Genomic DNA, 23,341 nt, shown 5'->3' on the forward strand with positions numbered 1-23,341 from the left:
TGGAATCGCGAGCCGCATCTCGGACGTGAGCCGGGGGAAGCGGCGGGAAGCGCGGCCGCGCTCCGCGCTTCGGAGGTCGCCCCGGCGGCTACGCGCGCGGCGGAGCGGCGGCGCGGAGCGCGTCGACGACGAGGCCCGGCGTCAGCAGCTCGGGCAGCAGGACGGGCGCCTGCGGCTTGCGCGGGTCGTAGACGAGGTACATCGGGACGCCCGCCTTCCCGAAGCGCGCGAGCTCCTCGGCGATCGCCGTGCTGCGATGCGTCCAGTCGCCCTCGAGCACGGCGACGCCGAGCTCGGCCACGGCGTCGCGCACGGCGCCGCTCTCGAGTGTGCCCGCCTCGTTGACCTTGCACGTGATGCACCAGTCCGCGGTGAAGTAGACGAAGACGGGGCGGCCGCTCGCGAGCGCGCGATCGAGCGCGTCGCGCGACCACGCCTCGGCGCCGTGCGCACTCGCGGCGTCGGCGGGGCTCGCGGCCGCGGGCGCCGCGTCGAACGGCATGCGCGGGAGCGCGACGACGGCGGCGAGCACGCCCGCGATCGCGAGCGCGCGAGCGGGCAGCGCGCGCCCCGCGGCCTGCAGCCGCCCGAACGCCCACGCGACGAACGCGACGGCGACGAGCAGCGCGAGCAGCGCGACGACGGCGTCGACGCCCGCGAGGCGGCCGACGATCGACACGAGCCACACGACCGGCGCGAGCACCGCGAAGCCGAGCGCGCTGCGCAGCGTCACCATCCACGCGCCCGGCCGCGGCAGGAAGCGCGCCCACGTCGGCACGAGCGTGACGAGCACGAACGGCAGCGCGAGCCCGATGCCGATCGACGCGAAGATCGCGACGATCACGAGCGGGCTCGCGGCGAACGCGAAGCCGACGGCCGTGCCGAGGAAGGGCGCCGAGCACGGCGTCGCGAGCACGACGGCGAGCAGCCCCTCGAAGAAGCTGCGCCGCGTGGCGGTTCCGTGCGTGCCGACGTCGGCGAGCGCGCCGGTCGGCGCGAAGATCTCGAACACGCCGAACAGGTTCAGCGCGAACGCGACGAGCACGACGCTGATCGAGGCGACGAACACGGGCTCCTGGAACTGGAAGCCCCAGCCGATCGTCTCGCCGCCCGCGCGCAGCGCGATCACCGCGAGCGCGAGCGCGACCATCGAGCCGACGACGCCGGCGGCGTAGGCGGCGCCGTGCGCGAGCACCTCGCGGTGGTGGCGGTGCGCGAGCTCGGTGACCGCGAAGACCTTGATCGCGAGCACGGGAAGCACGCAGGGCATGAGGTTCAGCACGAGCCCGCCGAGCAGCGCGTAGAGGATGGCGAGCCCGAGCGGCACGCGCGCGGGCGCGACGCCCGTCGCCGCGGCGTCGCTCGCGGCGGCATCGCGCCACGGCGTCCCGATCGCGGCGACCGCGGCGCCGGCCTCGGCGCGCGGGAAGGGCAGCGCGAGCTCGACGGCGATCGCGCGCCCGGTCGACGGGTCGCGCAGCGCGGCGACGCCGCCGAGCTGCTGCGGGCCCTCGGGCGCGGCCGCGCCCGCGAGCCCCTCGAGCTCGACGAGCAGGTCGCCGCGCGAGAAGGGATGGGCGCGCACGCCCGTCGCGCGCAGCTCGACGCCCTCGACGAGGTCGGGAATGAAGCCCCAGCCGAGCTCCTCGGCCGCCGACTCGGGCGGCGTGCAGCCCGCGCGCCCCTGGCAGCCGATCGCGACGGCGGCCTCGAACGCGTCGCGCGGGCGGATCGCGCTCTGCGAGAGCAGCGCCTGCGCCTCGAGCCCGAGCGCGGCGAGCGGGCGCGGCGCATCGGCCGCGGCCGCGTCGAAGAGCGCGAGCGTGCGCGCGTCGGCGGGCGTCCGCCCCGCGCCGACCTCGACGTCGCGCGCGAGCGAGATCTCGCCCGGCACGCACGCGATCTCGCAGACGAGGAAGGTCGCGGTGACGTCGATGTGGAGCGCGCCCGCCGCGTCGGGCGCGACGCGCGCGTCGCTGTGCAGGAGCACGCGGCCCTCGTAGCCGTACGTCGTGATCAGTCCGTCGGACTCGGAGAACGCGCGCGGCGTCACCCACTTCGTCGGGCCGACGTCGAGGCCCGGCGCGCGCCAGTCGAGCTCGGTCGGGAGCCCGGCGTCGCCGGGGCTGCGCCAGTAGATGTGCCAGCCGGGATCGAGGTCGAAGAGCACGCCGACGCGCAGTGCGTCGCCCGGCGCGACGCGCTCGGCGTCGACGAGGAGGCGCGCTTCGACGCGCATCTCCTGGCCGTCGAAGCCGCCCTCGCCGACGACACCGGGCGGGCTCGCGGCGGCACGGGCGGCGGCCGGCGTGGAGGCGAGTGCACAGGCGGCGGCCGCGAGCAGCGCGGCCGCCACGCGGGCGCGCGCCGAGGGCGCGCGCAGCGAAGGGGGTCGGACGGGGGCGGCGAGCCGGCTGCGTCTCACGCGGATCCTCCGGAGCTCGGATGCGGGGCGGTGCGCGGCGCGGCGGGCTTCGCGGCGACCTCCCGTGTCGCCCGTTCTCGGATGGATCTGAAGCCGCTGCGGTTCGCCGGTCGCGCGCGCTCGCACGCGCCGCGCGCTCGCGCTCCGCCGCCGCGACCTTCCTGCACACCTCGCGCCGCCCGCTCGCTCGCTTCCCGCGTGCTCGGGACGCGCGCGCGGCGTTCGCGCCCGCGCGCGAGCGATCGCGCCGCGACGGCTCGCCGCGCCGCTCCTGCGTGTACCTTGCGGGCTCCATGCCCGCCACACCCACCGCCCGTCGACCGCGCGCGAGCGCCCCGCGGCGGCGCGCAGGCCCGCTCGGGCCCCGCCGCGCGCTCCGCCCGCCCGAGGCTGCGGCGTGACGGTCGCGATCGTCGCCGAGAAGCCCTCGGTCGCGCGCGACATCGCGCGCGTGCTCGGCGCGAAGCCGGCCGAGCGCGGCGTGCTGCGCGGCGGCGGCTTCGCGATCACGTGGGCCGTCGGGCACCTGGTCGGCCTGTGCGAGCCGCACGAGCTGCGCGCGGACTGGAAGCGCTGGCGCGCCGAGTCGCTCCCGATGATCCCCGAGAGCTGGAAGCTCAAGCCCGTCGGCAACGCGCGCGACCAGCTCGACGCGGTCGCGCGCCTGCTCCGCGAGCGCGACGTCGAGCGCATCGTGTGCGCGACGGACGCGGGCCGCGAGGGCGAGCTCATCTTCCGCTACGTCGTCGAGTATCTCGGCGTCGCGAAGCCCGTGCAGCGCCTGTGGATCTCGTCGCTCACGGAGGACGCGATCCGCGCGGGGTTCGCGCGCCTGCGCGACGGCGCCGCGTACGACGCGCTCGCCGACGCCGCGCGCGGGCGCAGCCGCGCCGACTGGCTCGTCGGCATGAACCTGACGCGCGCCTACACGGTCGCGCACGGCGACCTGCTCTCGGTGGGCCGCGTGCAGACGCCGACGCTCGCGATGCTCGCGGCGCGCGAGCGCGAGATCGAGGCGTTCGTTCCGCAGGACTACCTCGAGCTCGAGGCGACGTTCGAGCCCGCCGCGCCGCCGGACGGCACGCCGGCCGCCGCGCTCCGCTACGCCGGCACGTGGTTCCGCTCCGGGCCCGACGCGCCGGGCGCGCCCGATGCGCCGTCGACGCGCTCCGCGGCCGGCGACGGCGCCGATGCGGACGAGCGCCAGCGCGACGCGCAGCGCCTGCCCGCGGACGGCGAGGAGGCGGCGCGCATCGAGGCGCGCGTGCGCGCCGGCGCGGCGCGCGTCGAGTCGATCGAGTCGCGCGAGCGCCGCCTCGCGCCACCGCTCCTCTACGACCTGACCGAGCTGCAGCGACACGCGAACCGCCTGTTCGGCTTCTCCGCGAAGCGCACGCTCGAGGCCGCGCAGTCGCTCTACGAGCGGCACAAGCTGCTGAGCTATCCGCGCACCGACAGCCGCCACCTCTCCGCCGACGTCGCGAAGACGCTGCCGCGCATCGCGCGCGCCATCGCCGGCGCCTACGGCGACGCGGTCGCGCCGGGAACGGGCGAGCGCCCGCTCGGGCGGCGGTTCGTCGACGACGCGCGCGTGCGCGACCACCACGCGATCCTGCCGACCGACGTGTCGGCCGAGGGCCGGTCGCTCGGCGCCGACGAGGCGAAGCTCTACGACCTCGTGTGCCGCCGCCTGCTGTCCGCCTGGCACGACGACCACGTGTTCGAGTCGACCGTCGTCGTGACGCGTGTCGACGGCGCGGGCGGGACGGGCGAGCCGGCTTCGGTCGACCGCTTCCGCAGCCGCGGCACGCGCGTGCTGCGCGAGGGCTGGAAGCGGCTCGACCCCGTGCCCGCGCGCCGCGGTCGCGCGCGCGAGACCGAGGACGAGGCGCCGCGGATCCCGGCCGCGCTCACGCGCGGCCAGGCGCAGCGCGTCGTCGACGTCGAGGCGCTGCGCAAGCGCACGCAGCCGCCGCGCCGCTTCACGGAGGCGACGCTGCTCACGGCGATGGAGACGGCGGGTCGCACGCTCGACGACGAGGCGCTCGCGGAGGCGATGCGCGAGTCCGGCCTCGGAACTCCCGCGACGCGCGCGGCCATCATCGAGACGCTGCTCGAGCGCGGCTACGTCGAGCGCGACGCGAAGGCGCTGCGCGTCACGCCGAAGGGGCTCGCGCTCGTCGACGCCGTGCACGAGGACGTGAAGAGCCCGGCGCTCACGGGCCGCTTCGAGTCGCAGCTCGCCGCGGTCGAGCGCGGCGAGCTCGCGCTCGCCGACTTCATGCGCGGCATCGAGGCGTTCGTGACCGAGCGCTGTCGCGACGTGCGGCTCGCGGCGGGGCGGCGCGCGCGCCGAGGCGCCCGCCCGCACGCGGCCGCGGCGCGCTCGCGCGCCGACGGCCGCGCGCCCTCGCGTGCACCGGCGGCCACGGCGACCACGGCGACCGCTGCGGCGCGCGCGTCGGGGGCACCGCGGCGCGCCGCGCCGGCGCGCATCGGCGTCGCGTCGAACTCGCCGCCCGACGATCCCTTCGACGACGTGCCGCTGCCCGACGACGCGCACGCGCCGCGCGCGGACGACGACCCCGGCGCCGGCGAAGCGGGCTTCGCCGTGTTCGGCGACGACCTCCCGCCCGCGGCGCGGCCCCGCGCCGAAGCCGGCGCCGCAGGCGCGCCGCGCGCCCGCGCCGGACGAGCGCGGCGGCGCGCGCCCGGCCGCGGGCCGGCGCGCCCGTCCGGCGGCGACACGCTGCCGCTCTTCGACCTCGCGCCCGCATCCGCGCCCGCATCCGCATCCGCATCCGCGCCCGCATCCGCGCCCGCGCCCGCGGCGAGCGGCGACGCGCGTCGCGCGCCGAAGGCCGCGCGGGCCGCGCCCGCGGGCCGCGGCATCCGCGTCGTCGCCGGGCGGCGCGTCCGCGCCGCGCGCGCCCGACGCGCGGACGGGCTTCGCGCGCGCGCCGACGGGCGAGCGCGCGCTCGGCGCGCTGCTCGAGCGCACGTTCGGGTTCTCGGCGTTCCGCCCGCACCAGGAGGAGGTGTGTCGCGCGCTCGTGCGCGGCGAGGACGCGCTGCTCGTCATGCCGACGGGCGCGGGCAAGTCGCTCTGCTACCAGCTGCCCGGGCTCGCGCGCGCGGGCACGACGCTCGTCGTGAGCCCGCTGATCGCGCTGATGGAGGACCAGGTCGCGCAGCTGCGCGCGCGCGGGCTGCGCGCCGAGCGCGTGCACTCGGGGCGGCGCGGCGAGACGCGCGACGTGATGCGCGCGTACGCGGAGGGCGAGCTCGACTTCCTGTTCGTCGCCCCCGAGCGGCTCGCCGTGCCGGGCTTCGTCGACGAGCTCGCACGGCGCGCGCCCGCGCTCGTCGCGGTCGACGAGGCGCACTGCATCTCGCAGTGGGGACACGACTTCCGGCCCGACTACCGCATGCTCGGCGAGCGCCTGCCGCGGCTGCGCCCCGCACCCGTCGTCGCGCTCACCGCGACGGCGACGCCCGTCGTGCAGCGCGACATCGTCGAGCAGCTCGGGATGCCGGACGCGCACCGCTACATCCACGGCTTCCGGCGCACCAACATCGCGATCGAGCTCGTGCCGCTGCGCCCCGGCGCGCGCGACGCGGCCGCGGCGAAGCTGCTCGCCGATCCGCAGCGGCGCCCGGCGATCGTCTACGCGCCGACGCGCAAGAAGGCCGAGGCGCTCGCTGCGACGCTCGCGAAGCGGCTGCCGGCGGCCGTCTACCACGCGGGGCTCCCCGCGGCGAAGCGCGACGCCGTACAGGAGGCCTTCCTCGGCGGCGAGCTCGACGTGATCGTCGCGACGATCGCGTTCGGCATGGGCATCGACAAGGCCGACGTCCGCACCGTCGTGCACACGGCGCTGCCCGCGAGCATCGAGGGCTACTACCAGGAGATCGGCCGCGCGGGCCGCGACGGCGGGCCTTCGCGCGCCGTGCTCTTCCACGGCTGGAACGACCGCCGCACGCACGAGTGGTTCCTCGACCGCGACTATCCCGAGGAATCCGTGCTCGAGCGCGTGCACGCCGCGCTCGGCGACGCGCCCCAGTCGACGTCCGCGCTCGCGGCGCGCACGGGTCTCGACGGCGACCTGCTCGAGAAGGCGCTCGAGAAGCTCTGGGTGCACGGCGGCGCGAACGTCGACCCGGGCGAGGAGGCGACGCGCGGCGGTGCGACCGACTGGCGCGAGCGCTACCGCGAGCAGCGCGACCACAAGCGCGCGCAGCTCGACCTCGTGTCTCGTTATGCGGAGAGCCGCGGCTGCCGGATGCTCCACCTCGTGCGCCACTTCGGCGACCAGTCCGACGGCGGCGCGCCGTGCGGGACGTGCGACGTCTGCGATGCAGAGAGCGCGTCGGCGCTGCCGCTGCGCGACGCGACGGCGAGCGAGCGCGGCGCGATGGCGAGCGTGCTGAAGGCGCTCGCGGCCGCGCCGCGCGGGCTCGCCGCCGGGCGGCTCCTCGAGGAGTCGCTCGGGCGCGACTTCCCGCGGCGCGACTTCGACGCGCTCGTCGCCGCGCTCGCGCGCGCGGGGCTCGTCGAGGAGGAGGAGGCGAGCTTCGAGCGGGGCGGCGAGACGATCCGCTATCGCCGGCTCGCGCTCACCGAGGAGGGCGCGGGCGCGCAGGGCGGCGAGCTCGGCGCCCTGCGCGTCGTCGAGGAGGCGAAGCCCGCGCCCCGCCGGCGCAGGAGCGGCGCGTCGAGCGGCGGGTCGGGCGGCACGCGGGCGGCGCGCGGCGGGTCGGGCGGCGCGCGCGGCGGCGTCGAGCTCGACGGCGACTCGACGGCCGATCCGCGCGTCGTCGAGGCGCTGCGCGAGTGGCGGCTCGCGGAGGCGAAGGCGCGCCGGATTCCCGCCTTCCGGATCTTCCCCAACAGCGTGCTGCTCGCGCTCGCCGAGGCGCGGCCGTCCGACGAGGACGAGCTGCTCGCGGTGAAGGGGGTGGGCCCGGCGCTCGCGCGCAAGTATGCTGCGCGCCTCCTCTCGATCCTGAAGCGATCCTGAAGCGCCCCCGGAGTCGCACGCGCGCGCCGCGCGGGCGGCGAGTCGCACGCCATGCCGACGCCCGAACCCGTCGTGTTCGTCGCGCGCACGAACCGCGAGGAGCTGCGCCGCCTGCTGCAGCTCGCGCTGCCGACCGCGCTCGCCCAGCTGCTCGGCATGCTGATGGGCTTCGTCGACACGGTGATGCTCGGCCACTACTCGACGGACGCGATGGCGGCCGCCGTCACCGCGAACTCGATCGTGTTCGGCACGCTCATGTTCGCGAACGGCGTCCTGTTCGGGCTCGACCCGCTGATCGCGCAGGCGCACGGCGCGGGGCAGGGGTGGCGCGCGGGCCTCGCCGCGCAGCGCGGCGCGGTGCTCTCGCTCGTGCTGTCGGTTCCGATCGGCGTCGCGTGGCTCTTCATGGGCGACCTGTTCGTGCTGCTCGGGCAGGAGCCGCGGCTCGCGCCGCTCGCGCACACGTACGCGCTCGCGCTGATTCCCGGCATTCCCGCCTTCCTGCTCGCGAGCGTGGCGCGCTCCTTCCTGCAGGGGCGCGAGATCGTGCGCCCGGCGATGTACGCGACGGCGATCGCGAACCTCGTCAACGCGCTCGCGAACTGGGTGCTGATCTACGGGAACCTCGGCTTCCCCGAGCTCGGCATCCTCGGCGCCGGCATCGCGACGACGACGACGCGCATCTTCACGTTGCTGCTGCTCGTCGCGTGGATCCGCGGCTTCGACCTGCACGCGGGCGCGTGGGAGCCCTGGACGCGCCGCGCGCTCGACCCGGCGGGCCTGCGCGCGATCGTCGCGATCGGCGTGCCGATCGCGATCCAGGTCGGCACCGAGATGTGGGCCTTCAACCTGGCGATGCTGCTCGCGGGCACGATGGGGGCGACGTCGGCGGCCGCGCACGGCGTCGCGATCGGCATGGCGTCGCTCTCGTTCATGCTCGCGCTCGGCGTCGCGGTGGCGGCGACGACGCGCGTCGGCAACCTGCTCGGCGCCGGCCGGTCGCAGGAGGCGCAGCGATCGGCGCGCGTCGCGATGTCGATGGGTGCGGGCGTGATGACCGTCTCGGCCGTCGCGTTCGTCGCGCTGCGCGACGTGCTCCCGCTCCTCTACACCCGCGACGCCGAGGTCGTGGCGCTCGCCGCCGCCATCCTCCCGATCGCCGCGGCCTTCCAGGTGTTCGACGGCACGCAGGCCGTCGGCTGCGGCGTGCTGCGCGGCATGGGGCGGACGACGCCGGCCGCGGTGATCAACGGCATCGGCTACTGGCTGCTCGCCCTCCCGATCGCGTGGGTGCTCGGCGTGAAGCGCGACTCGCTCGAGGGCATCTGGTGGGGCATGGCGCTCGGCCTCGCCGTCGTCGCGGTGTCGCTCGTCGCGTGGATCCGCGTGCGCGGGCCGGCGAGCCTCGCGCCGGGCTCGCTGACGGTGCTCGAGGGCGAGCGCGCCTAGCGTCCGGCGACGGTGCGATCAGCGGCCCGCCGCGAGCTGCAGCTCGCGCGCGCGCGCCATGACGTCGAGGTAGGCGAGCATCTCCTGCGTGTTCGAGCGCGGGTCGACGATGCGCGCGAGATAGGCGTCGATCACGAGCTGCTGGACGCCGGGGTCGCCGGGCGCGGCGAGGAACGCCCAGTCCGCGAGGTGGCACGCCATGACGACGTCGCTCGCGACGAGCGCGTGGGCGCGCGCGACGAGCGCGTCGATGCCGCCGGCGAGCGACGCGATCTCCTCGGCCTGCGCCTCGAGCGGCGCGGGGCTCCAGTGGCTCGGGACGTCGTCCCACCAGCCCGTGTAGCGCTTGAGGATCATCTTCGAGACGTCCTTCGGCGTCACGTACTGCACGTGCAGCGTCGGGTGGTTCGCGAGCTCGGGCGGGAGCTCGACGCTCTGGAAGATCTGGTCCTTCCGGAGGCCTCGGTTCAACCCGTCGAGCGTGTGGTCCAGGATGTGCTCGAGCGCGTCGGCGAGCACGCCCAGGTTCTCGCGGATCGCGGCCGGGTCGGTGATCGCCTCGTTGTGCGCGGGCAGCAGGATCTTCGGCTCGAGCGCGACCATCTCGCGCAGCGCGACGATCCACTCCTCGACGTTGCGCTGCACGCGCTTGCCGTTGCCCGCGTTCGGCAGGAAGCCCTGGTAGTAGTCGGCGCTCGCGAGCGCGCCGCGCGACGGCACCCACACGTAGAGCTGGTCGTCCGTCTCGCCCTCGCGGTGCACGAGCACGAAGCGCTCGCCGCCGATCTCGAGCTCGAGGCGGTCGGAGAACGTGCGCGTCGGCCAGACGAGGTCGTCGCGCGTGCGCGGCAGCTCGTCCTCCGGCTGCGACATGTAGTGCGCGAGCGAGCCGCGCAGCCGGATGTAGCGCTCGAAGCGCGCGGGCAGCTTCTCGTTCGCGACCACCTCGATCGGGCGGCCCGGCGCGCCCTCGTCCATCAGCGCCCACGTTCCGTAGGCGTGGTCGACGTGGCCGTGCGTGTAGATGATGGTGTGCAGCGGCGCGCTCGAGACCTTGCGCATCTGCTCGCGCACGGCCGGGCCGGCCGGGCCCATGCCGGTGTCGACGAGCACGAGCCCCTCGTCGGTCTCGAACAGCACGGCGTTCACGATCGGGAGCCGGATCAGCCACGTGCGCGGCGCGACCTCGACGGTCTCGGCCATCGCGCGGGCGTCGTCGATGCCCGCGCCTTCGCGCGCGAACATGTGCTGCGCGATCGACGGCGACGTCTTCCCGCCGAAGGCGCCGCCGCGCGAGATCGCCTGCATGATCTCGGGGTGCTCGATCGCGAGGCGCGCGCGCGCGTCGAGGCCCGCGCGCGCGACGACCGCGTCGGCGACGCGCGCGCGGAGCGCGCGCTGCGCGCCGCGGCCCGCGTCGGTCGACGCGGCGAGCAGGCCGATCGCGACGCCGACCACGACACCCGCGAGCCCGCCCGCGACGGCGCCTCCGATCCGCTTCATCCCGGCTCCTCCTCCGGCGTCGCGCCGCGCCGTTCAGCGCTTCGCGACGATCTCGGCCGCGCGCTCGACCTCGGCGAGCTCGAGCGTCGCCGGGACGAGGAAGCACTCCTGGCAGCCCGTGGCCTCGATGTCGTCGAGCGCCTTGCGCACGGCGTCGGCGCTCGAGGTGCGCATCGTGCCGGCGACGGCCTTCGCGACCGCGTCGCCCTGGATCTTCATGTAGTCGTGCACGTAGCGAACGAGCTTGCCCTGCGCGTCGTCGGGCGAGAGCGAGTACCAGAAGCCCGTCGCGCGGAAGGGCGCGTCGCTGCGGCCGGCCGCCTTCCACGCGGCGTCGGCCATGGCGAAGCCGTTCTTCGCGGTCTCCGGGTTGCCGTTCAGCGTGAACCCGTAGACGCCGGCCGCCCACTTCGCGGCGCGCGCCATCGCCTTCGGCCCCATCGAGCCCGAGAGGAGCGGCGGCCCGCCCGCCTGCACGGGCGTGGGGCCGACCGGGTCGCAGCCCTCGAACGGAGGCTCGCCCGCCCACAGGCGCTTCATGTGCGCGACCTGTTCGTCGAGGCGCTGGTGGCGGCCCGCGAAGGGCGCGTTCACCGCGCGGTAGTCGTGCTCGCGTCCGCCGACGCCGACCGTCACGGTGAGGCGACCCCCCGAGAGCACGTCGAGCGTCGCGATCTCCTTCGCGACCCACGTCGCGTCGTGCGCGGGGAGCACGTAGAGCGACGGGTTGATGCGCACGCGCTTCGTGAGCGCGGCCGCGGCGGACAGGATCACCGTCATGTGCTGCGTGTACGAGGTGACGCGCTCGCCGCACGAGAGCGTGGAGAACGGGCCGTCGTCGACGAGCCGACACCAGTCGAGCGTCGTCCGGCGATCGTAGTCGCGCTCCATGTACGGAATGCAGATGGCGACGTCCATGCGTCGGTGCTCCTCGGGTGCCGGCTCAGTGGTGGAAGAGGCGAAGGTGCGTGTGCACCATCGCGATGCCGTACTCGCGGCAGGCGGCCTCGATGTCGTCGTCGCGCGTCGAGCCGCCGGGCTGCGCGACGAAGCGCACGCCGTGCTTCTGGGCCTGCTCGATGTTGTCGCGGAACGGGATGAACCCGTCGCTCGTGAGCGAGACGCCGTCGAGCTTCGCGATCCACTCCTGCTTCTCGTCGGGAGTGAGCCGCTCGAGCGGCTGGTCGAGGGCCTCGGCGAACGCCTTCTCCTCGGACGGCGTGAGGTCGCCCTCGATGAAGCGCACGCGCCAGTTGATGCGGTCCTGCCGCTTGACGCCGCCCTTGAAGCGCAGGCCGAGCACCTTCGGGTGCCGGCCGAGGTGCCACGTGTCGGCCTTCGCGCCCGCGAGCTTCGTGCAGTCGACGCGCGACTGCTGCCCGGCGCCGATGCCGATCATCTGCCCGCCGAGCGAGTAGCCGACCGAGTTGCTCTGCGTGTACTTGAGCGCGACGAGGCCGAGCACGAGGTCGCGCTTCGCGTCCTCGGTGAGCGCGCCGCACCGCACGTCGGCGAGGTCGGCGACGGTGACGGCGCGGTCGTTGCGGTCCTGCACGAGGCGCAGCCCGAAGAGCTCGCGCGACTCGCGCTCGGGCGGCGCGAACGCGGCGTCCGCCTCGATCACGATGAAGCTCCCGCCCTTCTTGGCCGCGAGCAGTGCGAACGCCTCGTCGTCGTAGCCGGGCGCGATCACGCCGTCCGAGACGACGCCGGCGAGGAACTTCGCCGTCGCCGTGTCGACGCGGTCGGAGAGCGCGACGAAGTCGCCGAACGAGCACTTCGGGTCGGCGCCGCGCGCGCGCACGTAGGCCGTGGCGAGCGGCGTGAGCGAGCGGCCCGCCACCTCGTAGGCGCGTGCGAGGTCCTCCGGGAGGTCGACGGCGACGGCCGCGCCGGCCGGCGAGACGTGCTTGAAGCTCGCCGCCGCGGGCAGGTCGAGCGCCGCGCGCAGCTCGGCGACGAGCTGCCAGGCGTTCAGCGCGTCGAGCAGGTTGATCATCGACGGCTTGCCGTTGCGAAGCGCGATCGGCGAGCGCTGGCCCGGCGGGACCTCGATCGCGGCGTACGCCTGGTGGGGGTTGCATCCGTACTTGAGCTCCATGCGATCCATCCTCGATGGGTCCTCCTCGAAGGGGGCCTCCGGCGTCGGGCCTGTGGGCGGGAGAGAGCGGGCGGAGCCTCGCCGTTCGCGGCCGCGAAGGCAAGCTCAGCGCAGGAAGAGATCCTGCGCGACGCTCTTCCAGCCCAAGGCATAACGTTCGTAGCGGCCGCTGCGCGCCTCGGCGACGACGGCGGGAAGGCGCGCGAGCAGGCCCGCGGGCAGCGCGTCGCGCACGCGCGAGTGGAGCGCCTTCTCGTCGACGGTCTCGAGCACGCCGCGCCGTACGGCGAGCCCGTCCGCCGCGGGCGAGCGCAGGCGCTCGCCCGCCTCCTCGAAGAAGCGCGCCGCGTAGTCGAAGGCGCGCGTCGCGACCTGGCGGCGCGCCGCCGCGACCTGCTCGCGCAGGCCCATCCGCCGCAGGCCGAGCTGGTTCGCGTCGTGGAGCCGGTAGTCGATCAGCGGCTCGGGCAGGAGCGCGAACTCGGCGACGGCCGCGACGAGGAACGCGACCCACGCGTCGTGCGCGCTGCGCAGGTCGGGGAAGGGCAGGACGAGGGGCGCGTAGCGGCGGCGGAACGCGAACGTCGTGCCGGCCGCGACGACGTGCCGCGCGAAGACCTCGTGCGCGCGCCCGGCCGCGACCGCCGCCTGCTCGCGCGCGTCGAAGTCGAGCGCCCGCCACAGGTCGTAGCCGAGCGGCGCGCCGGCCGCGTCGACGACGCGGCCGTTGCAGAGCACGGCGCCCGCCTCGGCGCGCGCCTCGAGCAGGCCCGCCATGCGCTCGACCTTCGCCTCGCGCCAGACGTCGTCCTGATCGGCGAGGAAGACGACGTCGCCCGTGCACAGCGCGACGGCGCGCTCGAAGTTGCGGGTGGTTCCGAGCCGCGCCGCGGCCGGCTCGACCCGCACGGCGAACGGCGCCCGCGCGGCGAACGCGCGCACGCGCTCGAGCGTGTCGTCCTCGGACGCGTCGTCGCACACGACGAGCTCGTCCGGTGGGCGCGACTGCGCGGCCAGGCTCGCGAGCTGCGCGTCGACGAAGCGCGCGCCGTTGCAGGTGGCCATCGCGACCGAGACGCGCGCGCGCGCGCTCACGAGCCGCCCCCCGCCTTCGCGACGCGCTCGGCTGCGAGCAGCACCGCGAGCGCGGTCGGCCCGTCGTGGATCTCGCCCGCGAGCGCCATCCGCCGGAGCGCGTCGAGCTCGTGCAGCTCGACCTCGATCTGCTCCGTCGGCTCGCGCTGCACGCGGCCGCCCGGCGCGACGTCGCGCGCGAGGAACACGTCGTAGCGCTCGTTCGTGTAGCCGTCGCTCGCCGCGAAGCGCCCGAGGTGCTCGAGCGCCGACGCGACGTAGCCCGTCTCCTCTTCGAGCTCGCGGCGCGCCGCGTCCTCGGGCGCGTCGCCGTCGAGCCCGCCGCTCGGGCACTCGAGCACCCACTCGTCGAGGGTCCAGCGGTAGACGCGCTCCATCACGACGCGGCCGTCCGGCGCCGCGAGCAGCGGCACGACCATCGCCCACCCCGCGTGCTCGACGACGTTGTAGGTGATCGCCTCGCCGCCGGGCAGCGCGACGTCGTCGACGCGCACGCGGAACCACGGGCACTCGAAGGCGACGCGCGTCGCGCGTCTTCGCCAGCGGGGGCGGCCGTCACCGCGCGCGTCGCTCATCCGCGCGTCGCCACCCCCCGGTACATCGTCGCGAAGATCGCGGGCGCGCCGTCGGCGACGAAGCGGTCGAGGCGCTCGATCGCGAAGCCCGCGTCGGACACGAGCGCGTCGATCCTGCGGTTCAGGTTGCAGCCGCAGCCGACGACGTTCTGGATCGGGTTGAGTCGGTCCTGCCAGCGCGCGACCGAAGCGACGTCGCTGCGTCCGTGCTCGATGAAGAGCAGGTGTCCGCCCGGCCGGAGCACGCGGCGCATGTCGCGCAGCGCGGCGGCGACGTCGGGGATCGTGCACAGCGTCCACGTCACCGTCACCGTGTCGAAGCGCGCGTCGTCGAACGGCAGGCCGCCGTCGGCCGCGAGCGCGTGGCGCTCGACGGGGAAGGGCGCGCGCGCGACGCGCTCGGCGACCTTCTCCGGGAGCGCGGTCATCGGGTCGACGGTCGACAGGCGCTTCACGGCCGGCGGGTAGTGGCGCAGGTTGAGGCCCGTGCCGAAGCCGACCTCGAGCACGTCGCCCTCGGCGAGCGCGAGCGTCTCGTCGCGCAGGTCGCCCATGCGCCGCATCGCGCGGTCGAGCACGTGCGGGAAGATGCGCCGTTCGTAGAACGAGTAGAGCCCCATCGCCGTCACTCCGCGCGCCGGACGGGCGCGTCCCGCTCGCGATTCTACGCGTCGCCGCCCGTGGCGACGGGCTCGAACGCCACCTCGCGGCCGCGCGGCGGGCCGACGACCTCGTCGTCGCGCATCGCGACGTGGCCGCCGACGACCGTCGCGACGGGCCACCCGCGCACGCGCACGCCGTCGAAGGGCGTCCAGCCGCAGCGGCTCGCGATCCAGCGGTTCTCGATCGTGCGCGCGGCGCCGAGGTCGACGAGCGCGAGGTCGGCGTCGTAGCCGGCCGCGAGCGCGCCCTTGCCGTGCGCGCGCCACACGCGCGCCGGCCCCGCGCAGCAGAGCTCGACGAGCCGCTCGAGCGAGAGCCGCCCCGCGGCCACGCAGTCGAGCAGCAGCGGGAGCGTCGTCTGCACGCCCGTCATGCCGGACGGGCTCGCGGGGTAGGGGCGCGCCTTCTCCTCGAGCGTGTGCGGCGCGTGGTCGGACGCGATCGCGTCGAGCGCACCGGAGGCGACGGCGCGCCAGAGCGCGTCGCGGTGGCGCGCCTCGCGGATCGGCGGGTTCATCTGCGCGCGCGTCCCGAGCCGCGCATAGCATTCGGGCGCCGCGAGCACGAGGTGCTGCGGCGTGCACTCGTACGTCGCGACGTCGCGGTAGGCGGCGAGGAGCTCGACCTCCTCGGCCGTCGTCACGTGCAGCACGTGCACGGGCCGCCGCGCCTCGCGCGCGAGCGCGAGCAGGCGCCGCGTCGCGCGGAGCGCCGTCTCGACGTCGCGCCACTCGGGGTGCAGGGCGACGCCGCCCGCGGCGAGGTCGAGCGCCGCCGCGCGCTCGCGCAGCCGCGCCTCGTCCTCCGCGTGCACGGCGACGCGCCGCCGCCCGCTCGCGAGCACGCGGCGCAGGTCGTCGTCGGTGTCGACGAGCAGGTTGCCGGTCGACTTGCCCATGAAGACCTTGACGCCGGGACACGCGGGCTCGCGCTCGAGCGCGCCGAGCGCGTCGGCGTTGTCCGGCGTCGCGCCGACGAAGAAGGCGTAGTGGCAGGCGGCGCGGCCGCGCGCGCGGGCGCGCTTGTCGGCGTGCGCCTCGCGCGTGGTCGTCGGCGGGTCGGTGTTCGGCATCTCGAAGACGCTCGTGACGCCGCCGAGCACGGCGGCGCGCGTGCCCGTCTCGAGATCCTCCTTGTGCTCGAAGCCCGGCTCGCGCAGGTGCACCTGCGGATCGATCAGGCCCGGCAGCACGCAGAGGCCGCGCGCGTCGAGCACGCCGTCGGCGTCCGCCCCGGCGAGCGCGCCGATCGCCGCGATGCGGCCGTCGCGCACGCCGACATCGGCGTCGCGCACGCCGTCGGGGAGCGCGCAGCGCCCGCCGCGCACGAGGAGGTCGAACCGCTCGCTCATTCCGCGCCCGTCTCCTCGCCCTCGCGACGCGCTCGCGCCGGCCTCGCCCGCGGCCGCCGCTCGGCCCGTCGCCGCCGTCCGCGGGGCCGTGCAACGTAGCCGCGCGCGCCCTCACGCGCGCCGCGCGTCGGGCCGAAGAGGCGCGCCGTGGAGCGGCAACCCGACGGCAGCGAAGCGGCAACGGCGAGCGACGGGCTCGCGCGCGAGCTGCTCGAAGCGGCGGCCGACGGCGATCGCGCGCGCGTGCGCGACCTGCTCGCGCGCCGCGCGCCGCTCGAGGCACACGACGCGTTCGGGCGCACGCCGCTCGGCATCGCGGCCGCGCACGGCGACACGGCGCTCGTGCGCGAGCTGCTCGCGGCGGGGGCGGCCGTCGGCGCCGAGGGCGCGGGCGCGCACGCGCAGGGGCTCGGCCCGGCGGCCGCGCGCCGCGTGGCCGCGCGCGAGGGCGACGCGCGCCGCACGCCGCTCACGTGCGCCGTCGAGTCGGGCGAGCTCGAGGTGGTCGAGGTGCTGCTCGAGGCGGGCGCGAGCCCGTACGGGGGCGGCGCGACTCCCGCGCTCGAGCTGGCCGTGCTGCTCGGCGACGCCGAGATCGTGCGCGCGCTGCTCGACGCGGGCGCCGACCCGAACGCGCGCGACTCCGAGGGCGACACGCCGCTCGGGATCGCGGCCGCCGCGGGCCAGGTCGAGCCCATCGAGGCGCTGCTCCAGTACGGCGCGATCGCGTCCGCCCGCAACGACGACGGCGCGAGCGCGCTCGCGCTCGCGGCGGCGGCCGGCCACGCCGAGGCGGTCGCCGCGCTCGCCCCGCACTTCTCGTGGCTCGAACGGCTGCGGGCGCGGCGCGCGCTCGCACGCGCGCGCCGCGGCGCGGCCCGCGCGGCGCGCGCGCCGCGCCGGGCTGCTCGCGCGCACCGAGCGCTTCCACGACGACGCGCTCCACGGACGGCTCGGCGCCGTGCGCAAGGCACTCGCGATGGGCGTCGCGCCCGACGAGCGCTGGCACGACGACGGCGACACCGCGCTCGCCCTCGCCGCGCGCGGCGGGCACGCAGCCGTCGTGCGCGCGCTCCTCGACGCGGGCGCCGACCCGGACCTGCTCGCGCGCGGCGAGCCGCCGATCGCGACGGCGGTCGGCCCGCTCGCGCTCGACCCGCGCGCCCGCCGCGACGTCGTGCGCGCGCTCGCGGCCGGGGGTGCCGACGTCGACCGGCGCGACGCCGACGGCCTCACGCCGCTCATGCGCGCCGTCCTGACGGGGCGCGGCGACGCGCGCGCGGCGCTCGCGCTGCTCGAGCTCGGCGCCGACCTCGATGCGGCGCATCCGTCGGGCCTCACCGCGCTCGAGCTCGCGCAGGGCGACCCGGCGAAGGCCGCGCTCGCGCGCGCACTCGCGGACTGGGCGGCGAAGGGCGAGGCCGCCGACGCGCGCGCGCGCGTCGACGTCACCGCGCTCCGCGGCATCGGCGACGCGGGCGCCGCGTGCGTCGCGCTCGCCGTGCGCGCGCCGATCGACGACGTCGCGCAGGCGCTCGAGCGCCGCCGCGGCGGCCGGCAGTGGAGCCGCGACGTCTACGGGCGCGACGGGTACTGCGCGGGCGACGAGGGCATCGTCGTGTTCCGCTTCCGCGGCCACGACTGGACGCTCGCGCAGAGCGCCTGCATGGACGCGCGCGCGCTCCGCGCGCGCGACGCCGAGGCGCTCTCGCGGCAGCTCGGCTGCGCGGCGCTGCTCTACGAGGCGTGCGAGGACATCGGGCTCCTGCGCTACGCGCTCTACGAGGGCGGCGAGCGCGTCGAGCGGCTCGGCCTGCGGCGCGACGGCGGCGTGGCGTTCGAGTCGTCGCGCGAGCCCGCGCCGGCCGCGCCCGAGCGCGACGGGCTCGTCGCCTTCCTCGGCGATCGCTTGCGCGCGCTCGGCCTCTACGTCCCGGGTGTCGGCGACGATCGGCTCGCCGACCTCGCGCGGCGCTTCGCACCGCGCGACTTCGAGCGCGTCGACTACCTGCGGCTCGACGTCGACGACGCGCCCGGCGGCGCCGCGCGCTGAGCGGCGGCGCGCCGGCGCGCCGCTACTCGGGCGACCAGGTGACGACGGTGCGCGAGATGCCTTCCTCTTCGTAGAGCACGACCGTGATGACGCGGTCGTCCTTCGCCGCGCGGATCATCGTGAGGCCTTCGCGCGTCGAGTCGCCCTCGATCGTCCAGCCCTGCGCGCCGAGCTCGTCGATGTAGTAGCCGCGCACCGCGTCGATCGGCTGCTCGCTCTCGATCACCGTCAGCGTGCCGGCATCGGCGCTCGAGGCGTACCGGACGGGGCGCGCGTCGGCGGCGACCGGGATGTCGGACGGGTAGCCGTCGGGGAGCGCGATCGCCGAGCCGTCGGGCGAGACGATCTCGGTCGCGGGCGCCCGCTTCGGATGCTTCGCCGCGTAGTCGGCGGCGACGCGCGCGAGCTTGTCCGCCTCCTCGGGCGAGAGGTCGAGCGCCGGCGCCGCGGCCTGGGCGGCGGTCGCGGCCTCGCTCCCGGGCGCGGTCGGAGCGGCCGCCTCGCCCGATCCCGACGCGCTCGGCGCCGGTGTGCCGGCCGCCTCCTCGCGGCCGCCGCACGCGGCGAGCAGGAGGACGAGTGCGAGCGGGGCGACGCCGCGGAGCAGCGGCGAGAGCGGGGCGCGGAGCGGCGAGCGGTTCATCGAGGCCTCCGAGGTTCGGCGCGCGGCCCTGGCCGCGCGCGGCGGCGCAGTATAGAGCCCGCCTCCGCGCGGCCGATGCCGGCGGGGCTCGTGCGGGCGATGCGGGCGGGTCTCGTGCGGGCGGTGCGGCGGGGAGCGGTCGTCAGCCGCGGCCGAGGAAGCGGTCGAGGCGGCGCCGGCGGCGCTCCTCCTCGGTCTCGCCGCGGTCGCCGGCGGCCGCGTCGGCGGCGCGCTCGCGGGGCGCCGGGCGTCCGCTCGGGTCGGCGCCGTCGGTGCCCTCCGCGTCGGGCGCGGGCGCCTCGGCCGCCCCCCCGAGCGCGCGCCGCGACAGCGCCTCGGCGTCGAAGTCGCGGAGCGGCGCGGGGAGCTCGTCGATCGAGAACTGCGGCGCCTTGTAGCGGGAGAGGAGCGCGGAGTAGCCGCTCTTGCCGACGGCGGCGACGGGCTCGGCGAGCGGGTCGTCCGCGGCGTCGGGCGGGCCGCCGATCGCGAGGTCCTCGTCGAGCGCTTCGGGCGCGGGCGCGGGTGCTTCGGCGCGGGGCGCCGGTGCGGGTGCGGCCGCCGTCGGAGGCGCGGGCGCCGGGCGCGGCGCCTCGGCCGCGCGCTCGCGCAGCGCGAGCGCGCGCTGCTCGAGCTCCTCGATCGCGTCGACGACGTCGCGGTCGGCGTGGAGGAGGGCGCGGCGCTCGGGCGCGGCGTCGTGCGCGGACGTCGCGGCCTGGCGGCGCAGCGCGTCGGTGCCGGCGACGAGCTGCTCGCCGATGCGCGCGACGTCGGTGCGCAGCGCGGCGAGCGCCGACGCGGCCGCGTCCTCGCCCGGTCGCTGCATCGCCTGCACCTGCTCGATGCGGATCGCGGCGCGCTCGATTGCGCTCGCCACCTCGCCGAGGTGGCCGACGAGCGGCTTGAGCTCGCCCGCGCTGCCCGCGATGGTGCCGGCCGCTTCGTCCATCGCCTCGGCCGCGCGCTCGAGCGTGCCCGCGACCCGCGCCGTGCTCTCGGCGCCCGCGCGCACCTGCGTCGCGGTCGCGGCCATGCGCTCGTCGAGCGCGCCCTGCTGCTCGGCCGCGCGCTCGAGCGAGCCGCGAAGGGCGCCGACGTGGTCCTCGACGCTGCGGCGCACGAGGCCCGACAGGTCGTCGATCACGAGCTCGAGCACGCGCCGCTGCTCCTCGCCGACGAGGCTCGCGGCGCTCGCGGTCGAGCGTTCGATGCGGCCGAGCCCGCGGTCGAGCGTGTCGCGCAGGTCCTGCGCGACCTGCACGAGCAGCGCCGAGACGCGCTCGAAGCCGAGCCGCTGCGCGTCGGCGTTGCGCAGCTGGGCCTCGACGGGCGTGAGCGAGCGGTGGCTGCGCTCGACGAATGCGCACAGGCGCGCGGTGAGCGCGTCGGCCGCGCCCTCGAGCACGCTCGCGAGCGCGGCGGCGAGCGTCGCGAGCACGAGGCCGACGAAGGCGCCGCGCAGCGCGAGGCCGGCGATGGGTGCGATGGCGGTCCCGGAGGCCGAGGCGCCGAGGCCGGCCGCGAGCATCGCGAGCGTCGCCGAGCCGCCGAGCGCGGCGAGCAGCGCCGGCAGCGAGCCCAGCAGACGGCGGCGCACGCCGAACGGGATCAGGGGGCGCTCGGCGAGCACGTCGGCGAAGCGCGCGGCAGAGCGCTCGTCGGGCGCCTGGGCCTGCGCATCGATCTCGCGGCGGCGGCGCGCGAGCTCGGTCCACGCGTCCGAGAGCAGCGAGCCGGTGAAGGTGCGGTCGAGGTCGCGGCGCAGCGTGCCGTCGCGGTCGGCGCGCGCGCGCGAGGCGTAGAGGTGCGCGACGTCGCGAACGAGCACGCCGACGCGCGCGAGGCGGGCGGCGAGCGAGCCGTGCACGCAGGCGATCGCGGCGAGCCCGATGCCGGCGACGGTCGCGACGAGCGCGTCGCCCGCCGCGTCGCCGCTCGCGAAGAGCAGCGACAGCGCGTCGCCCAGGCCGGCGACGGCGACCGATGCGGGCTCGTTCATGGCGCGACGACCTCTCGCCCGGCCGGGCTCGTTAGGCGATGCGCATTGGCGGAGCCGGGGAGTCTACCAACCGATCGCACGAGCGACAGCGCGGCGACGTGCCGCGCTGCATCGGCCGGAGCGCGCGGACGGATGAGCGGAAAGGTGAGCGCGCAGGAGGGGTCGAGGGGGCAGGCTGCGCGCGCGGGCGGCCGGGGCGGGTGCAGCGCGAGGGCGGGGAGCGGAACGGACGTTCGCGGCGCGCGCAGCCGGACCCTCATGCACGGCGCAATGCCGCCGGCGCGCCGGCGGGCACGTCCGCGCGGACGCCGCGCGCGGGTTCCGGCCGGACGCTCCCGTCCCGCCGCCGCGCGGGCGCGCTGCTAGCGTGGCCGGCATGCCCGACGTCGCCATCGCGGGAGCCGGCCCGGCGGGTGCCGCGCTCGCGCACGCGCTCGCGCGCAGCGGCCTCGAGGTCGCGCTCGTCGAGCGCCAGCGCGACTTCGAGCGCGAGTTCCGCGGCGAGGCGCTCATGCCGAGCGGCGTCGACGCGATCCGCCAGCTCGGCCTCGGCGCGCCGTTCGACGCGCTGCCCCACCGCACGCCCGAGGCCGTCGACGTCTACCGCGGCGGCGTGCGCGTCGCGCGCGGCGCGTTCCCGCGCGAGGGCGAGGGCGCCCCGCGCCTCGTTCCCCAGCCGCCGCTGCTCGAGATGCTCGTGCGCGAGTGCGAGCGCTTCCCGGGCTTCCGCTTCGTGCGCGGCGAGGCCGTGCGCGAGCTCGCGAGCGAGGGCGGGCGCTGTCGCGGGCTCGTGCTCGCGAGCGGCGAGCGGATCGCGGCGGACGTCGTCGTCGGCGCCGACGGCCGCACCTCGGTCGTGCGGCGCAAGGCGGGCCTGCACGCCGAGCGCGACCCCGAGCCCTTCGACGTCGTGTGGTTCAAGGTGCCGATGCCCGCCTACCTGGAGGCGCGCGGGCACCCGGTGAACGCGTGGCTCGGACGCGGGCACTTCGCGATCGCGTTCCCGACGGCCGACGGCCGCCTTCAGACGGGCTGGATCATCGACAAGGGCGGCTTCCCGCACCTGCGCGATCGCGGCGTCGACGCGTGGGTCGAGGCGATGGCCGACCACGTCGACGACGACTTCGCCGCGCACCTGCGCGCGCACCGCGGCGCGCTCGAGCGGCCCTTCGTGCTCGACGTCGTGTGCGATCGCATGCCGCGCTGGTCGGCGCCGGGCGTGGTGCTCGTCGGCGACGCCGCGCACCCGATGTCGCCCGTCGCCGGCCAGGGGCTCAACCTCGCGCTGCGCGATGCCCTGGTCGCCGCGAACCACCTGGTCGGGACGCTGCGCCGCACGCGCGACCCCGATGCGGTCGACGCCGCGTGCGCGGCCGTGCAGGCCGAGCGCGAGCCCGAGGTCGCGTGGGTGCAGCGCTTCCAGCGCGCGGCGCCGAACGTGCTGCTCCAGCGCCGCTGGTGGGGTCGCGTGCTGCTGCGCGCGCTCCCCTTCGTGGTGCGCGGCCAGGTGGCCCGACCGCGAGGCGGCTACTTCTTCCGCCGCCTCGCGTTCGGGGTCACCGACGTCCGCTTGCGCGTCTGATCGCGCCGCTCAGAACGCGTAGACGAGCGAGATGATGTAGTCGAGCTCGAAGCTCTTGCTCCCGCTCGGCGGCGTGTTGAAGTACTCGAGCGCGAGCGTGTTCGCGAACGACCAGCCGCTCGCGATCGGGAACGAGAGGCGCGTCGTGCCGCGCGCGATCCAGCCGCTCGTGTCGTTGAACGGGAGCAGGAACTCCGCGGACTGCCCGAACTCCGCGATGCCGAACACGCGCAGGAAGTTCGCCGCGACGCGGCCGTTCACGTCGTTGCGCGAGCGTTCGGGGATGTTGCCGGGAACGTCGCCGTAGTCCTCGTAGCGGTAGCCGACACCGGCTTCCGCTTCGAACAGGTTCTTGTCGTCCGCGTGCCAGAACCGGTAGCCCGGGCCGGTGTTCGCGAGCAGCCGCAGCTCGATGTTGCGGACCGTGTCGCGCGCCTGCTCGAGGTTGCCGTACCAGTACCAGGAGTCGCTCGGGATGAACCGGTAGTACTGCGTGAGCCGCTGCTCGTTCGCGGTCGTGACGGCCGAATCCTTCTTGCCGCCGTCGTTGTGGCTGTAGTTCGCGAAGGCACCGAGCTTCACGTTGTGCGGGCCCCAGCTGTTCTCGGTGCCGGCGTCGATCGTGCCGCCGTACGAGTTGATGGTGCCCGAGCTGATGTTGCCGCCGAGGGAGATCTTGCCGGTCCAGCCCGGGTCTTCCGCGGGCGCGGCCTCCTCTTCGGCGAACGAGGGCAGGGCGAGGGCGAGCGCGAGCAGCGCGCCGAGTGCGAAGCGAGCGATGGGCACGGGTGCCTCCTCCAGCACGGGTGAAGAACGGGTTCGCGCGGAACCCAATGCCGGGGGGCGGCGGGACGGTAGCGGCTCGCGCGCCGCGCGCA

At 76.5% G+C, this 23,341-nt stretch carries 16 protein-coding genes and 1 pseudogene; 5 read left to right on the plus strand and 12 right to left on the minus strand.

From position 1 onward, the window contains the following. Window positions 1-88: 88 nt before the first annotated feature. Complete coding sequence (locus tag R3E88_11760) at window positions 89-2,425, minus strand: thioredoxin family protein (GenBank protein MEZ4217147.1); 2,337 nt, start codon at window positions 2,423-2,425, stop codon at window positions 89-91. Between the two features lie 397 nt (window positions 2,426-2,822). Here R3E88_11760 and R3E88_11765 point away from each other — a divergent pair. From R3E88_11765 to R3E88_11775, 3 genes and pseudogenes are all read left to right on the plus strand, one after another. Then, window positions 2,823-4,745: pseudogene (locus R3E88_11765) on the plus strand (DNA topoisomerase 3). Between the two features lie 718 nt (window positions 4,746-5,463). Further along, window positions 5,464-7,446, plus strand: coding sequence for an ATP-dependent DNA helicase RecQ (locus R3E88_11770; GenBank protein MEZ4217148.1), 1,983 nt, complete (start codon window positions 5,464-5,466; stop codon window positions 7,444-7,446). A gap of 51 nt (window positions 7,447-7,497) precedes the next feature. Then, window positions 7,498-8,895 carry an MATE family efflux transporter gene (locus R3E88_11775; GenBank protein MEZ4217149.1) on the plus strand — a complete coding sequence of 466 codons (1,398 nt, stop codon included), beginning with the start codon at window positions 7,498-7,500 and terminating at the stop codon, window positions 8,893-8,895. Window positions 8,896-8,913: 18 nt separating this feature from the next. Here the strand turns inward: R3E88_11775 and R3E88_11780 are convergent, their stop codons facing one another. The 8 genes from R3E88_11780 to R3E88_11815 form a co-directional block, all read right to left on the minus strand. Further along, window positions 8,914-10,398: an alkyl sulfatase dimerization domain-containing protein gene (locus R3E88_11780; GenBank protein MEZ4217150.1), complete on the minus strand. Its 1,485-nt coding sequence runs from the start codon at window positions 10,396-10,398 to the stop codon at window positions 8,914-8,916. 33 nt (window positions 10,399-10,431) lie between these two features. Further along, window positions 10,432-11,316, minus strand: a complete 885-nt coding sequence (locus R3E88_11785) for an LLM class flavin-dependent oxidoreductase (protein ID MEZ4217151.1) — start codon at window positions 11,314-11,316, stop codon at window positions 10,432-10,434. A gap of 25 nt (window positions 11,317-11,341) precedes the next feature. Continuing rightward, window positions 11,342-12,508, minus strand: a complete 1,167-nt coding sequence (locus R3E88_11790; GenBank protein ID MEZ4217152.1) for a phosphoribosylaminoimidazolecarboxamide formyltransferase — start codon at window positions 12,506-12,508, stop codon at window positions 11,342-11,344. Between the two features lie 96 nt (window positions 12,509-12,604). Beyond that, window positions 12,605-13,594: a glycosyltransferase gene (locus R3E88_11795; protein MEZ4217153.1), complete on the minus strand. Its 990-nt coding sequence runs from the start codon at window positions 13,592-13,594 to the stop codon at window positions 12,605-12,607. Next, window positions 13,591-14,169, minus strand: a complete 579-nt coding sequence (locus R3E88_11800; GenBank protein ID MEZ4217154.1) for an NUDIX hydrolase — start codon at window positions 14,167-14,169, stop codon at window positions 13,591-13,593. Before R3E88_11800 ends, R3E88_11795 begins: the two co-directional genes overlap by 4 nt. Continuing rightward, complete coding sequence (locus tag R3E88_11805) at window positions 14,166-14,789, minus strand: class I SAM-dependent methyltransferase (protein ID MEZ4217155.1); 624 nt, start codon at window positions 14,787-14,789, stop codon at window positions 14,166-14,168. The genes R3E88_11800 and R3E88_11805 overlap by 4 nt, the downstream gene beginning before the upstream one ends. Window positions 14,790-14,833: 44 nt before the next feature. After that, window positions 14,834-16,183: a dihydroorotase gene (locus tag R3E88_11810; protein MEZ4217156.1), complete on the minus strand. Its 1,350-nt coding sequence runs from the start codon at window positions 16,181-16,183 to the stop codon at window positions 14,834-14,836. A gap of 111 nt (window positions 16,184-16,294) precedes the next feature. Next, complete coding sequence (locus R3E88_11815; GenBank protein ID MEZ4217157.1) at window positions 16,295-16,582, minus strand: hypothetical protein; 288 nt, start codon at window positions 16,580-16,582, stop codon at window positions 16,295-16,297. A gap of 562 nt (window positions 16,583-17,144) precedes the next feature. On the opposite strand from R3E88_11815, the gene R3E88_11820 reads away from it, so the two are divergent. Then, window positions 17,145-18,236 (plus strand): ankyrin repeat domain-containing protein, encoded by a 1,092-nt coding sequence (locus R3E88_11820; GenBank protein ID MEZ4217158.1) that lies wholly within the window; start codon window positions 17,145-17,147, stop codon window positions 18,234-18,236. Window positions 18,237-18,258: 22 nt separating this feature from the next. On the opposite strand, the gene R3E88_11825 is transcribed toward R3E88_11820, so the two are convergent. Both R3E88_11825 and R3E88_11830 read right to left on the minus strand, forming a co-directional pair. Further along, window positions 18,259-18,879, minus strand: coding sequence for a hypothetical protein (locus R3E88_11825; protein ID MEZ4217159.1), 621 nt, complete (start codon window positions 18,877-18,879; stop codon window positions 18,259-18,261). Between the two features lie 142 nt (window positions 18,880-19,021). Then, the gene (locus tag R3E88_11830) at window positions 19,022-20,881 is read right to left on the minus strand and encodes a hypothetical protein (GenBank protein MEZ4217160.1); all 1,860 of its coding nucleotides are present in this window, start codon (window positions 20,879-20,881) and stop codon (window positions 19,022-19,024) included. A gap of 376 nt (window positions 20,882-21,257) precedes the next feature. On the opposite strand from R3E88_11830, the gene R3E88_11835 reads away from it, so the two are divergent. Continuing rightward, on the plus strand, window positions 21,258-22,463 hold the full coding sequence (locus tag R3E88_11835; protein ID MEZ4217161.1) for an FAD-dependent monooxygenase: 1,206 nt from the start codon (window positions 21,258-21,260) through the stop codon (window positions 22,461-22,463). A 9-nt stretch (window positions 22,464-22,472) separates the two neighbouring features. Here the strand turns inward: R3E88_11835 and R3E88_11840 are convergent, their stop codons facing one another. Continuing rightward, window positions 22,473-23,249: a DUF481 domain-containing protein gene (locus R3E88_11840; GenBank protein ID MEZ4217162.1), complete on the minus strand. Its 777-nt coding sequence runs from the start codon at window positions 23,247-23,249 to the stop codon at window positions 22,473-22,475. Window positions 23,250-23,341 lie beyond the last annotated feature (92 nt).

The organism is Myxococcota bacterium (assembly GCA_041389495.1).
Lineage (GTDB): Bacteria > Myxococcota_A > UBA9160 > UBA9160 > UBA4427 > JAWKRT01.